Annotated in this window: 4 protein-coding genes; all 4 read right to left on the bottom strand. The window is 70.0% G+C overall.

Going from position 1 to position 15,302, the window contains the following annotated elements; all coding sequences use genetic code 11:
• Positions 1-63: 63 nt before the first annotated feature.
• Positions 64-10,437, bottom strand: a complete 10,374-nt coding sequence (locus tag DL990_RS37080) for a non-ribosomal peptide synthetase/type I polyketide synthase (RefSeq protein WP_125801482.1) — start codon at positions 10,435-10,437, stop codon at positions 64-66.
• The gene (locus DL990_RS37085; protein WP_125801483.1) at positions 10,437-11,702 is read right to left on the bottom strand and encodes an MFS transporter; all 1,266 of its coding nucleotides are present in this window, start codon (positions 11,700-11,702) and stop codon (positions 10,437-10,439) included. Before DL990_RS37085 ends, DL990_RS37080 begins: the two co-directional genes overlap by 1 nt.
• Before the next feature lie 470 nt (positions 11,703-12,172).
• The gene (locus tag DL990_RS37090) at positions 12,173-12,952 is read right to left on the bottom strand and encodes an enoyl-CoA hydratase/isomerase family protein (RefSeq protein WP_125788105.1); all 780 of its coding nucleotides are present in this window, start codon (positions 12,950-12,952) and stop codon (positions 12,173-12,175) included.
• Positions 12,953-12,983: 31 nt separating this feature from the next.
• Positions 12,984-15,290, bottom strand: a complete 2,307-nt coding sequence (locus tag DL990_RS37095; protein ID WP_370308427.1) for a bifunctional (p)ppGpp synthetase/guanosine-3',5'-bis(diphosphate) 3'-pyrophosphohydrolase — start codon at positions 15,288-15,290, stop codon at positions 12,984-12,986.
• Positions 15,291-15,302: the final 12 nt, after the last annotated feature.

Consider the following 15,302-nt stretch of genomic DNA (forward strand, 5'->3'; position numbering starts at 1 on the left):
TGCCTTACCCCCTCAATAACCTCCTTTCCGTCCTGATGCCGCAGTTGTGCGTCGAGGGTCAGCTCATTCGGAGCAGCACTCCAGCATTCGCAGGATGTCTTGGGCAAAGCGGCCGATGGTGGCCGCGTCGAACAAATCCGTGGAATATTCAAAGGTGACTCTCAGCCCGGCCTCGTCTTCGGCGAACACGAGGTAGAGCTCCGTTCTGGCGCAGCCCGCCACCGGCGAATCGTGCACCGTGGCCGACAAACCAGGCAGGTTCAGCTCCGACGGCGGTGTCGTGACAACGGTGAACAACACGGCGGGATACCGATCGACGCCTTGCCGGGCGAGCGCGATCGTCTCGTCGAGCGGAAGTTCCTGATGATCGAGCAAGGCGAACAGCTTCTCCGCCACCGCCGCCATGACGTCGGGCAGTTCCTCCGTTTCCCCCAGCCGGACTCGCAGGGGCACGGCCTCGCCGATCATGCCGACCGTCCGCTCGTGTTCCCGGCGAGTCCGGCGGGCGCTGGAAACGGCGAGGACGAGGTCCTGTTGACCGCAGGTCTCTCGCGCCCACAGCAGGAACACGCTCGCGAGGAGCACGGATCGGGTCGTGCCGGCCGCCGCGGCCACCTCGTCGATGCGGCGAAGCCGTTCGGGGGCGAGGTAGACCTGATACAGATCGCCCTTACCGCTGGGCCGGGCAGGCGGTTTCCGGTCGTACGGAAGCCTCCAGCGCAGGTCGGCGTCCGCGAGTTCGCTTCGCCAATGGCGGACGTCGGCCGCGTGCTCGTTCCCGGTCTGCCAACGTGCGTAGTCCGAGTGTTGTGCCTCGGGTTCGGCCAGCGGCGTGGACGTCGCGCCGATCTCGGCGGCATACAGCTCGGAAAGCTCGTGCCACAGGATGTTCATGGACCAGCCGTCACAGACCAGGTGGTGCAGGACGAGCACCAGTACCCAGCGATCGACGGCGATCCGGCCGAGCCGGGCACGCAGCAGCGGCGCCTCGGTGAGCACGAACGGTTCCGCGACGACCGCGCCGCACCAGTCGCCGATCGCGCCTTCGGTACCCAGATGCTCCACCGGCAGATCGAGCGTGAACGGGGCCAGGACCTCGATCCGAGGCCCGTCACCGGACAACGCGACACGACCGCGCAAGGCGTCGTGCCTGGCCACCAGCCGGTCGAGAGCGCGGTGCAGCGCCGGCGGGTCCAGCTCACCCCGCAGGTCCACGCGATGTCCGACGTTGTACACCTGCGGCCGTGGGTTCTCCGCTTGACGTCTCCAGAGCCTGCGTTGAAGTGACGTCAAGGGAACGGTCCGGGTGACGGCGGGTTCGGGCGGGCCGCACAGCCGCGCGGCCATCGCGCGGATCGTCGGCGCGCGGAAGAACTCCGTGACCGAGACCGGTATCCCGAACTCCTCGGTGATCCGGCCGGCCAGTCTGACCACCGCGAGCGAATGCCCGCCCACGGCGAAGAAGGACCGATCGACCGCCACCTCGCTCAGGCCGAGTTCCGCGCACCAGAGCGCGTGCAGGCGACGCTCGGTGTCCGTGGACGGCAGAGCGTCGTCCCCCTCCACCGCCGTCGACGTCGGCTCGGGCAGAGCGGAGCGATCCAGCTTGCCGCTGGTGGTCGTCGGCAGCCGGTCGAGCGCGACCCAGCGGGTCGGGATCAGGTACGAGGGCAGCTCTTCGGCGAGTGCTTCGGTGATCCGCGCCCACGGATCCGGTGCGGACGGGCCGGCGAACACGACGTAGCCGGCGAGTTCCGCGTCGCCACGGTGATCCCGGCGGACGACGACGGCCGCGTCCGCCACCTCGTCCAACGCGGCCAGCACCCGCTGTGTCTCACCGGGTTCGACTCGGTTGCCGCGAATCTTCACCTGGTCGTCGAGTCTGCCGAGGAATTCCAGGGTTCCGTCGCCGCGCCACCGGCCGAGGTCGCCCGTGCGATACCACCGTTCACCGGGCCTGGCTTCGACGAAGGCCGCGGCGGTTTCCTCCGGTCTGCCGAGATAGCCCTCGGCGAGCCCGGCCCCGCCGAGATGGATCTCGCCGATGGCGCCGAGCGGGACCGGGAGGCCGGCCTGGTCGAGCAGGAGCAGCCGCACGCCGTCGATCGGGGCCCCGATGGGTGGCCGGGGTTCGCCGTCCGGATCCACCGGGTGATCCGTGGCGATGATCGACGCCTCGGTCGGGCCGTATTGGTTGTGCAGCGCGCAATCGGGATGCTCGGCGAGGAAGCGGCGCAACGCCGGGGTGAGCACGAGCGGCTCCCCGCAGCACAGGATCAGGCGCAACGACGGCGCGGTGAGGCCGGGTTCGACCAGATGCTTCAGCGGGGTGAACGGCATCAGGATCCGCTCCACGCGGTGCCGTTCGATCACTTCGGCGACGGCGTCGCGGTCCTTGTGCCGCTCGTCGTCGAGCAGCACCAGCGCGCCGCCGGCGGCCAAGGTGGAGAAGATCTCCTGCACGCTGATGTCGAAACTCGGCGACGTCCATTGCAGGGTCCGCATCGGCGGATGCTGATCACGTTGCCAGGCGATGACGTTGGCCGGACCGCGATGCGAGACGAGAACGCCCTTCGGGGTTCCGGTGGATCCCGAGGTGTACATGCAGTACGCGGGCCAATCCGGCCGCACTTCGGGCAGCTCCGGCGCCTTCGGATCCGGCACGATCTCCTCCGCGAGCCGCACCGGGAACTCCCCTAGCGCGGGCTGCGCGACGAGGACCGCCTTCGTGGTCAGCACGAGCACCGCACCGCTGTCCCGCAGCATGAACCGGCACCGTTGCGGTGGCAGTCGCGGGTCCAGCGGCAGATACGCCGCGCCGCTCTTGAGCACGCCGTAAAGCGCGGCGATCAGCTGGGGACCACGCGGCAGGGAGACCGCCACGATCTGCCCGCGGGTGACGCCGAGACCGACCAGCAGACGCCCGATCGCCTCGGCGAGAAGGTCCAGTTCCCGGTAGCTCAGCTCACCGTCGTCGCTGATCAGTGCCGTGGCGTCGGGCGTACTGGCGACCTGCCGCTCGACCGCGGCGTGCAGACACCCCGCCGCCCGTTCCGGCGCGCCGTGCTGCCACCGGTCGAGCAGCGCCACGTCTTCCCTGGTCGGCGTCGTGAGCTCGGAAAGGCGTGCCGACGGCTTCGCGATGGCTTGGCGCAGAACCTGTTTCAGCAGATTCAGCGCCCGGGTGATGGTCGCTTCGTCGAACAGGTCGGTGCTGTACTCGACCAGGCAGCGCACCCCGTCACCGTGCGCCGTCAGATAGAAGGCGAGGTCGAACGGAACCTCGTCGCGGGCCATGTCCAGCGCGGTGGCCGTCAGCGGCGGCGCGAAGGGCTCGTCCACCGCGTTTTCGAATTCGATCAGCACGTCGAACAGGGGATTGCGGTTCGCTGCGCGATCGGGATTCAGCAGGCCGACCAGTTCGTCGAACGGGACGGTCCGATGCTCGTACGCCCGGGTGGTGCGGTCCCTGACGCGCTGGGTCGACTCCGCGAAGGTGGGGTCGCCGGACAGATCGAGGCGGACCGGGACCGTGTCGAGGAAGAGGCCGATCGCGTCCCTCGCGGAGTCCGGCCTGCTGCTGACGACCGTGCCGACCGCGAAGTCCCGTTGCCCGCCGTACCGGCCGAGCACGGCGCCGATCGCGCCGAGCACCACCATGAACACGGTGCTGCCGCAGGCGGCCGCGACGGCGCGCAGCGGTTCGCCGAGACCCGCCGCCAGCTCGTCGGTCAGTGCGGCTCCCCGCCGGGACGGCACCGGTGGCCGCGGCCGGTCGGTCGGCAGCGCGAGTTCGGGCAGCCCGCCCAGTTCGTCGCGCCAGAACGCGAGATCCTCGCCGGGATCGCCGATCTCGACCTCGGTTTCGGGCACCGGCCCGGTCCGGATCGCGGGCGGGCCCGGCCAAGCGCGGTAGTGCGCGGCGAGATCACGCAGGAACACCGCGGTCGACGCCGAATCGAAGACGATGTGGTGGGCCACCAGACAGAACAGATGGCGGTCTTCGGCGAGCCGGACCAGCGCGAAGGCGACCAGCGGCCCGGTGTCGAGCGCGAGCCGGGTCCGGGCGAACCTGGCTCGGATCTCGGCGAGAGCCTCGGCTTCGGTGCGCCCGGACAGGTCGATGAGCGGACATTCGACGGTCACCGACGGCAGCACGGACTTCCGCGGTACGCCGTCCCGCTCGTGGAAGACCGTGCGCAGGGCGGGATGCGCCGAAACCACGCGCGACACCGACTCCCGCAGCGCCACGTCGTCCAGCCGTCCGTCCAGCCGGATCGCCTTGGGCTCGTGGTAGGCGCCGGTGCCGGGGAACATCCTTTCCAGGAACCAGATGCGGCGTTGCGCGGGGGACGGCTCGAGGTCGGACGACTGGTAGCGGCGGCGCAGGCCGTCGAGCAGAGGCAGCGCGTCGAGCACCTGGTCCGGCGGGACCCCGAAATCCACGAAGGCGGCGATCTCGTCGGCCCCCGCCGCCACGAGCGCGTCCACCACTGGCGCGCATCGCTCTGGACTGCCGATCAGGGCACGGGATCCGCAGTAGCGTTCGTAGGCGTCGCCGAGCATGAACTCGATGTCCTCGTCGCTCGCGCCGTCCAGGTCGATGTTCAGCCCCAGGCTGTTCCCGACCTGGCCGAGCAGCGAAAGCGACGAGCGCAGGTAGTCGCAGAACGGCCGGAACGCCTGCTGACGCGCGCGTTCGTGGTCCGCGCCGAGGAAGGTGTGCACCAGCACCACGACCCGTCCCGAGCCCGGATCGAGCCCGTGTTCCGCGCGCGTGCGCCGGTAGAGCGCGATATTGTCGGCCAGCGCGGAAACGTCCTGGGTCATCAGGTTGGTGACCACGCCGAGATCGGCCGCGGCGGCCCGGCGGTAGCTGTCCGGGTTTCCGACCACGGCGACGAACATCGGCGGGCGCCGCTGGATGGGCGCCGGATGCAGGCGGACCGCGGCCACCTCGCCGTCACCGGCGACGAGAGTGATCTCCTCCCCCGCCCAGAGCCGGCGCACGGTCTCCAGTCCCTCGTACATCAGGTCGCGATGGTTGCCGAAGTTCTCCGGTGCCAGCGCGAAATCCCTGGTGTGCCAGCCACTCGCCACGCACAGTCCGACGCGGCCGGAAGACAGGTTGTCCACGACGGACCATTCTTCGGCGACCCGGACGGGATGGTGTAGCGGAAGCACGACCGACCCGGCGTGCAGCCGGATCCGCTCGGTACGGGCGGCCAGCGCGGCGGCCAGCACCGACGGGTTCGGGAAGAGCGCGCCGAAGGAGTCGAAATGCCGCTCCGGCAACCAAAGCGCATGGAAATCGTGCTCGTCGGCGAAGCGCGCGGCGGCCATGATCAGCCGGTACTTGTCCTGCTGATCCCGGTCGGGATAGTCGCCGAAGAAGTAGAGGCTGAACGCGCAGCCTGCCCTGGGAGTCGCCGGTTCCTGGGGCGACATGACGGGCTTCGCCGCTGGGCGGACCGGGTGATCGACCGGCTTCGGCGCGGATACCACGGTGTCCGGGGTCACTCCGCGTGCCACGTCGAGCTGCCGGTGCATCAGCTCCGTCATCTGGCTCATCATGGTCTCGGCGAGCTTCAGCTGCCGGTCCATCAAACCGTGAAGAGACACGTCTTCGACCGGTGTGCCGGGTTCCGGCTCGCTTTCGCCGAGGGCGGGAGGCGCTCCGCCACTTCGCTCGATCAACTCGGCCACTTTCGCCGGAGTCCCCGCTTCGGAGAGCAGCTCCCGGATGCCGATCCGCACGCCGAAGGCACGCTCCAGTTCGCGGGCCAGCCCCATCAGGGCGAGCGAATCGGCACCGCCCGCCACGAACGACGTGTCTTCGGGCAGGTCGTCGGCGCCGAGCCGGTCGGCGGCGAGCCGCCGGACCTCGGCGAGAACCGCCCCCGAGCTCACCTGCCCGGCGCCTGACGGGGCGGGAGCCGACGGCCGCGCGAAGCGGACCCGTCGGTAGGGGTACCCGGGCAACGGGACGCGGCGGCCGTCGGGCGCCAGCTCCGCCCAATCCAGGTCGGTGCCGCGCCGGTACAGCGCGGCGGCCGCGCGAAGCACCGCGGCGCACTCATCGTCGGGCGGGGAGCCCACGGACGGCTGCCAGTACCGGTGCGGGAGGGCCGCGCGTCCCATCGAGCCGAGCACCTCACGCGGGCCGATCTCCAAGTAGGCCCTGCAATCCGCGCGTTCGAGCGCTCGCAGCGACTCGTCGAAACGTGCCGTCTCACGGATCTGCCTCCGCAGGTAATGCGCGTCGACCGAAGCGCCGGCCGGGATCACCCCGCCCAGGTTGCTCGCGAACGGCATCCGCAACGGGCCGAACCGCACCGCTTCGGCCGCGCGTTCGAATTCGTCGAGAACGGGATCGAGCAGCGCCGAATGGAAAGCCCTGTCCACCGGAAGCCTTTGCCAGGAGAGGTTTTCCCGGTCGAGCAGGGTCTCCGCCGCCGCGATCGCCGCCGACGGTCCGGACAGGACGCAGGACTGGTCGCCGTTGACCACCGCGACCTCGGTCCCGGTCGCGACGGCGAGACGCTCGCCCCGCTCCGGCGAGACGCGGACCGCGATCATGCCGCCCGCCTCGGTCCCCTGCATGAGCCTGCCGCGCAAGCAGGTCAGCCGCAGACCGTCGGCCACGGCGATCCCGCCGGCCGCGGCGAGCGCCGCGTACTCCCCCAAACTGTGTCCCACCACGAAATCCGGCCGCACACCCCACGACAGCCAGAGCCGCGCCAGCGCGAACTGGTGACAGAACAGCGCGGGCTGTCCCTCCGCTGTAGGCACTGTGGACAGTGCGGCGGCCGGATCGGGCGTGCCGAGCAGGGCGTCGGCCACACCGGCGGCCCCGAATTCCTCGGCGAGCCCCAGCAACTCATCCAGCGTTTCGCGGAAGACGGGGAAAGTGTCCCGAAGCCGTGCGGCCATCCCCCGATACGCCGCACCCTGTCCGGAGAAGGCGAACGCGAGCGTGCCGAACTGGTGTGGCGCAGAGGATTCCTCGCTGATCGCGCCGAGCTCGGCCGCCAGTTCGGTGGTGTCACCCCCGACCACGGCGAGCCGGTGCGACCGATGCGGTCTGCCGAGCGCCATGCTGGCCGCCACATCCGGCGCCCGCAGATCCGGGTGCGCGCGCAGATGATCTCGGAGGGCTACGGTGAGCGCGGACAGCCCCTCGGCGTCGACGGCCGACACGGGCAGCAGCACCGGTCCCCGCGCCGCCGGTGCCGGCGGGGGCAGCGGGGCCTGTTCCAGGATCACGTGGACGTTCGTACCGCCGACGCCCAGCGCGCTGACTCCGGCCCGCCGCGGTCCGTCGGTGATCCACGGCGTGTGCTCCGTCGCCAGCACGAACGGGCTGCCTGCCAGCCGGAGTTCCGGATTGGGCCGGTTCAGGTTCAGGGTCGGCACCAGTTCTCCGTGCTTCAGCATCAGCACCGTTTTGACCAAGCCGGCGAGACCGGCGCAGGTGTCCAGATGGCCGATGCCGGGCTTGACGGAGCCCAGCGCGCAGAACCCGGTGTGGCCGTCCTCCGCGTAGGCCTGGCTGAGCGCCTCGAACTCGACAGGGTCGCCCAGCGCGGTACCGGTGCCGTGCGCCTCGACGTAGGTGACGGACGATGCCGCCACCCGGGCGCGTGCCAGTGCCAGCCGGACGACGTCGGCCTGCCCGGACACGCTCGGCGTCGCGAACCCCGCGGTGCGGCCCGCGTCGTTGTTCACCGCCGAACCCAGGATCACCGCGTGCACGGTGTCACGGTCGGCGATCGCCCGATCGAGCCGTTTCAGCAGGACCGCGATCACCCCGTTGCCGCCGACCGTGCCGTCCGCACCGGCGTCGAACGCCCGGCAGGCACCGGTCGGCGAAAGAATCCCGCCCGGGTACGGCCGGTAACCCGAATCCTGCGGGAGGTGAACGGCCGCCGCCCCGGCCAAGGCCAGGTCGGCGTCCCCGGTGAGCAGTGCCTGCCCGGCGAGGTGCAGCGCGACCAGCCCGGTCGAACACGCCGTCTGCACCCCGACCGCGGGCCCCGAGAGCCCCAGCCGGTGCGCCACCCGGCCCGCCAGGAAATCGGGCTCCGTTCCCATCGCCGTCTGCATCGCGGTCAGCTCGTCCGGGGCGGGTGGAGGCGCGTCTTGAGCGACGCGCCGTTGGTGGCCGTAAAGCTGCATGCCCGTCCCGGCGAACACGCCGATCCTGGTCCCCGCGGCCGCCGCCGCGTAGCCGCCCGATTCGAGCGCCTCGTGACAGCACTCCAGGAACAGGCGGTGCGCGGGCGCGGTCAGTGCCGCCTCGTGTGGGCTCATCCCGAAGAAGTCCGCGTCGAACGAGTCGACGTCGTCGAGCGCGCCGGCGACCGGGACCACCCCCGGTTCCCCGCCGTCGAACGTCCGCACCCGGGATACGCCGTCGCGCAGGTCGGCCCAGAATCCGTCGAGGTCCGTCGCACCGGGCAACCGCACCGCGACACCGATGATCGCGATCCGGTCGTCGTGTGCCGGGGCGGCCACCACGGAGGGCTCCTTCACCCGGCCCTGTCCCGACAGGTGGTCGGCGAGCAGGGCGGGGGTCGGGTACTCGAACGCCAGGGTCGGCCGCACCTCCCGGCCGAGCAGCGCGGTCAGCGTCGTGGTCAGCCTGACCACGGTCACCGAGGTCATCCCCGCCTCGTAGAACGGCGTGCGTGGATCGACGTCCTGGCCGAGTACCTCCCGGACCGCCGCGAGGATGGTGGCGCGGACGTCGCCGGCGCCCGCCCGCCCGAGTTCCCCGGCGAGCAGTCGTCGCCGCAGTTCGGCGCGCTGGACCTTGCCGCCGCCGGTCCGCGGGAACTCGTCGGGCGCGACCGGGACCACCTTCGCCACGGTCAGCCGCAATCTGCCGAACACCGCCTCCCGCACCGTCTTCGCGACCGCGTCGAATCCGGCCGCGCGCGCCGCCATCAGGATGACCAGGTCCTCGGTACCGGACTCGGCGTTGGGCAGGCCGACCGCGGCCACCTCGCCTGCATGGGCACCGCCCGCCGCGCACACGACTTCCTCGATCTCGTGGCAGAAATGGTTCTGTCCATTGAGGATGATCAGATCCTTGGCCCTGCCGGTGAGCACCACCTGACCGTTCGCCAGGAACGCGAGATCACCGGTGTCCAGCCACCCCGGCGCGGGGAACGCGGCGCGGTTCGCCTCCTCGGCGTGCAGGTATCCGGGGGTGACGCGGGCGGAGCGCACCTGCAGCCTGCCGATCTCACGCTCGCGCAGCAGTTCGCCGCGGTCGTCCACCACCCGCACGCTCGCCCCGGGCGCGGGGGAACCGACCGCCACGAACGTGCTGCACTCGTGCTCTTCCGCGGAATCGGGGGCTTCGCGCAGTTCGCCGTCGAGGCTCGACTTCAGCACGCGGTGCACGCTGTCCGGCGTACCGAGACTGCCGAAGGTGATCGCGGTGACCGTCTCCGTCATCCCCCACACCGGCCGGATCCGGCTCTCCTCGATGCCGAACCGGGCGGTCTGCTCGAGAAAGCGCGACATCACCGGCAGCTGGATCTGCTCGCCGCCGCAAACCAGTGTGCGGACCGAGGACAGATCCCGGTCGCGGGTGTCCCCGGCCAGCTCGGCGGCCACTTGCGCGAACCCGAACGTCGGCGACCAGCTGTGCGCGACCCGGTACTCGGCGAGCAGATCCAGCCAGCGGCTCGGCCTGCCCAGTACCAGCTCGGTCGGCACGTGCACGTTCGTCACGCCGGAGTAGACCTCGAGCACGTGGTAGAGGAGCAAGGCACCGCTGTGGTCCACCGGAAGCCAGTTCAGCGTGGTGTCATCCGGCCGCAGGCCGAGCGCCTCGCGGGACCCGGCCGCGAACTCCATCAGGCCGCGATGCGTCAGAGGGATCGCCTTGGCGGCGCCGGTACTGCCGGAGGACAGCATCACCAGGGCCGGATCGTCCGGCGCCGGCGAGTGAAGGCCGAGTTCGGGCAGTGCGCTCATCGGCTCCGTCGACACCCGCGCGAGCCGCAAGCCGGACAAGCCCGGCGCCGTGCCGTCGACGAGCACCAGGGGATCACGCAGCAGCTCGGCCACATACTTCAGCCGCCGCCGCGACGTGTCGTCATCCGCCGCGCCCGCCATCGGCACCGGCAGCGCGCCACCGAGTACACATCCCCAGAAGGCCGGGAAGAACTCGGAGAGCGGCAGACCGGACAGGACTATCGGATCGCCGGGGCCTGCTCCGAGGTCCCGCAGCCGGGCCTGCACCGCGCTCGCCTTGGCCAGGAGTTCCGGGTAGGGACAGCGAGCCGACTTTCCCGCCGCGTCCAGCGTCACCACCGCTCGATCGGGCGCGCCGGCCGCGGCGTTCCGCAGCGCTTGGGCCAGATCCACTCGCTCGCCCGTCCCCGGTTCGAGCGGTCCCCCGTGAACCAACGCTTCCCCCATCACGATCCTTTCTTCGCTGCTTTCGCGACACTGGGCAACACACCGACGGCCCCCGACCGGCGGCTCCGAAGGCGCAGCAGGACGATCCCGACCACGAGGACCGGGAGGGCGTGGTAGGCCGCGACGACGACCGGCGGAGGCGCGACCTCGAGCAGCAGGCCGCAGGTGGCCATCCCGGTGGCGAACCCGGCGGTCTCCGCGCTGGCCGACAGGCCGAACAACCGCGCGCGTTCCGCTTCCGGCGCGGCCTGCAATCTGCTCAGATACGCGACCTCGGTGAGCCCGTCGGCGAGGCCCGCCACGAACAGGACCACCACCAGCACCGGGATCGGCAAGCCGGTGAACGCGACCACGAACGCCACCGACATCAGCACGGTCCCGGCGGCGAACGCGCGTTCGCCGAGCCACGCCACCCTGCCGTGGTCAGTCCGGCGGACGACCCACTGCACCGCGATGGTGCCGACGGCCCAAGCCGTCCAGAACCAGCTCATGAAGGCGTACGGCGCGCCCGGCCACTCCGCGCCCGCGTGTACCGGCAGGGCCACGTTGTGCGACGCCGAACCGAAGGCGTCGGAGCCTCGGATGAGCACCAGACCGAGGACGACCGACGACAGTCCGGCCGTCACCCGCGCCCGGGGACCGCCGGTCGGCACGGCCGCCGTCTCCCGGCCGGAACCGTTGGTGTTCAAGGGAAGCAGCCATAACACCGCCGCGGAAACCAAGAACGACGCGGCGTTGATCAGGAACGCGGCCTCGAATCCGCCCGCCATGACCACGACAGGCGCCGCCGCGTAGCCCAGCACCGTCCCCAGTGATCGCCCAGCGACCAGCCGCCCGTTCGTCCGTACCCGCCGGCCCTGTCCCACCATCGAGGGCACACTCGTCCGCAGCGACACCGAGAACACCGTGTTGCCCGCACCCAGTACGGCGGCGGCCACGAGCAGCCCGCCCAGCCCGACCGCCTGTCCCGCGACGCCGAGCACGATCATCGCCGCCGCCTGGGCGAGATCCGCGACGACCATCAGCCGCCGCCGCTCATACCGCGTGGCGAGCCGTCCCGCCGGCACGCCGAACAGGAAACCGGCGCCGATGCGTACCGCCATCACCGCGCCGAGGCCGAGCGGCCCGCCGGTCACTTCCAGCGTGAACAAGGCCAGCGCGATCAGGTTGAGAAAGGTCCCGAACGACGACACCGAATACGCCACGAGAAACGCCAAAAGCGCGGCATCACCAGTACCGGTTTTCCGGCCGCGACGAACGAACATCGAATCCCCTGATCGTTTTCCGGAGCCGGCCGGGCGCTACGTGAATCGGTGCGGTTGACACTGATGAGCACTCCGGGACCGAAGGGGATTTCCACCCGAGAGAGGGCAGCCCAAAACACAAAAGACGCGGTCGCACTGTGAAACGACCACTGAAGCCGAAACTTAGACCATGGACAAAAAATAAATAACGTTTCCCACCAGAGACGTGCCGAGGCACGCCGACTGCTTTACTTCCCCAGTTTTCCCATCTCGGCGAGAATAACCGCCCGAATTCACCTCGTCAACAGCGAGCACCGCCTCCGAACGGCTCGAATTCAATCGAGCACGCCGAGTGAAATCAAAGCGGCGCGGCGACGAGAATTACTCCATCGGAATCCGTGATTCTGCCGTTTGCCTCGTCCGGTTCCCGCCGAACGGACGCTCATTCGTCGGGCGGTGACCGACCGGCTACGCGGTACGCCCAACGGGCCTCAGCGGTAGGTGAACTTCGGCGGCCTCCGCGCCAGAAACGCGGCCACGCCCTCGGCGTAGTCTTCGCCGTGCAGGGCACCGAGCCGGATCTCGTCCACTTCGGCGTCGGATTCCTCTTGTCCCGCAACGATCTTCTCGATGATCCGGTTCATCCCGCGCACCGACGCCTGTGAGCGCGAAGCCAGCGTCTCGACGAACTTCGCCGTCGAAGCCTCCAGCTCATCGGCCGGGAAGACGTCGTTGAGCAGTCCGATCTCCCGTGCCCGCCGCGCGTCGACGAGTTCACCCGAGAGCAGGAAGTACTTCGCGTTCGCGGGGCCGACCAAGGAGACCAGCTGCCGTGTCGAATCGAAGTGGTAGACGATCCCGAGCTTCGCCGGCGTGATGCCGAAGCGCGAGCCCGCCGCGGCGAACCGGAAGTCGCAGGCGACCGAAATCTGGCAGCCGCCGCCGATGCAGTTCCCCTGGATCATCGCCACCGTCGGCTTCCGCGACGCGGTCAGCGCCGCCACGGCACCGTCGACGGCCTTGTCGTAGGTCTCGGCCGCCTCGGCGGTGGACCGCAGGTCACGGAACTCGCTGATGTCCGCGCCCGCCGAGAAATGCGCGCCCGCGCCGGTCAGCACGAGGACCTTGATCGCCGGGTCCGCCTCCACCCGCCCCACCACGTCCGGGATCGCCGACCACATCCCGTAGGTGATCGCGTTCATCTTCTCCGGCCTGGTGAATGTCAGCCGTGCGACCTCGCCGTCGCGAGTGAACTCGAACCCGTCAGTCATGCCCTGAACCATAACCGGGCCCCACCGGTGGTCACGAAGCCGAAGTGACCCGATACACGTCGTAAACGCCCTCGACTCCTCGAACCACCTTCAGCACGTGGCCGAGGTGCTTCGGGTCGCCCATCTCGAACGAGAACCGGCTGACCGCGACCCTGTCGCGTGACGTCGTCACCGACGCGGACAGGATGTTGACCTTCTCGTCCGCGAGCACCTTGGTGACGTCCGAGAGCAGACGGTGCCGGTCCAGCGCCTCGACCTGGATCGCGACGAGGAACACCGAAGACGCCGACGGCGCCCATTCGACCTCGACCAGCCGTTCGGGCTGCGCCGTCAGGTCGTCGGCGTTGGTGCAGTCGGTCCGGTGGACGCTGACACCACCGCCACGCGTGACGAAACCGAGGATCTCGTCGCCCGGCACCGGCGTGCAGCAGCGGGCGAGTTTGGCCCAGACGTCGCTGGCGCCCTTCACCACGACACCGACGTCGTTCGAGCCGCGGCGACGGGTGACGGTGGACGGTGTCGCGCGCTCGGCGAGCTCCTCCTCCGCCTCGTCGACCCCGCCGATGAGCGCGACCAGGCGTTGCACGACGTGCTTCGCGCTGGTGTGGCCCTCGCCGACGGCGGCGTACAGCGAACTGATGTCGGGATGCCGGAGTTCGGTGGCGACCGCGCCCATCGACTCGGCGGAGACCAGCCGCTGGATCGGGAGGCCGACCTTGCGGACCTCCTTGGTGATGGCCTCCTTGCCGCCTTCGATCGCCTCGTCGCGGCGTTCCTTGGCGAACCACTGCCGGATCTTCGCGCGGGCCTTGGGCGAGCCGGCGAACTGCAGCCAGTCGCGGCTCGGGCCCGCCGTTTCGGCCTTCGAGGTGAAGATCTCGATGACCTCGCCGTTTTCCAGCTTGCGCTCGAGCGCGACGAGCCTGCCGTTGACGCGAGCGCCGATGCAGCGGTGCCCGACCTCGGTGTGCACGGCGTAGGCGAAGTCGACCGGCGTCGAATCGACCGGCAGCGTGATCACATCACCCTTGGGCGTGAACACGAAGATCTCGCGCGAGGCGAGCTCGTAGCGGAGCGACTCCAGGAAGTCGCCCGGGTCCGCGGCCTCACGCTGCCAGTCGAGGAGCTGGCGCATCCACGCCATCTCGTCGACGTCCACGGCGTTCCCGTTGTGGGTGCCCTTGGTCTCCTTGTACCGCCAGTGCGCGGCGATGCCGTACTCGGCGGTGCGGTGCATCTCGTAGGTGCGGATCTGGACTTCCAGCGGTTTGCCGTCCGGCCCGATCACCGTGGTGTGCAACGACTGGTAGACGCCGAACCGCGGTTGCGCGATGTAGTCCTTGAACCGGCCGGGGACCGGCTGCCACAGCGCGTGGACGACACCCATCGCGGCGTAGCAGTCACGGACGTCCTCGACCAGGATCCGTACGCCCACCAAGTCGTGAATGTCGTCGAGGTCGCGGCCGCGAACGATCATCTTCTGGTGGATCGAGTAGTAGTGCTTCGGCCTGCCCTCGACCTTGGCTGTGATCCGCGAGCCTTCGAGGTTGCCGGTCAGCTCGGTGATCACCGAGCGCAGGTACGTGTCCCGCGAAGGCGCGCGATCGGCGACCAGCCGGACGATCTCGTCGTACTTCTTCGGCTGCAGGATGGCGAACGCCAGGTCCTCCAGCTCCCATTTGACCGTCGCCATGCCGAGCCGGTGCGCCAGCGGGGCGAGGACCTCGAGGGTCTCGCGCGCCTTGCGGGCCTGCTTCTCGGGCGGCAGGAAGCGCATCGTGCGCATGTTGTGCAGCCGGTCGGCCAGCTTGATGACCAGCACACGCGGGTCCCGCGCCATCGCGATGACCATCTTGCGGATGGTCTCGGCCTCGGCCGCGGTGCCGAGCTTGACCTTGTCCAGTTTGGTGACGCCGTCGACGAGCTCGCCGACCTTCTCACCGAAGTCCGCTTTCAGGCTCTCCAGCGAGTAGCCGGTGTCCTCGACGGTGTCGTGCAGCAGTGCGGCGACCAGCGTCGTGGTGTCCATGCCGAGTTCGGCGAGGATGGTCGCGACCGCGAGCGGATGCGTGATGTACGGGTCGCCGGACTTGCGCCGCTGCTCCCGGTGGAGCTCTTCGGCGACGTCGTAGGCGCGCTGGAGCTGCGCGAGGTCGGCGTTCGGATGCAGCTCACGGTGGATGACGGCGAGCGGCTCGAGTACCTGCTTGACCGGCGCGGCGCGCTGCGCGGTGATCCGGCGGGCGAGACGGGCACGGACACGGCGCGTCGCGGACGGTGTCGGCGCGGCCCCCTGTCGCGTCACACCGTTCTGCTCGGTGCCGTCCTTCGAGGACACCGCGGCATCGAG

Origin of the sequence: Amycolatopsis sp. WAC 01416 (genome assembly GCF_003947485.1) — a bacterium.
In the GTDB taxonomy this organism is placed as follows: Bacteria; Actinomycetota; Actinomycetes; order Mycobacteriales; family Pseudonocardiaceae; genus Amycolatopsis.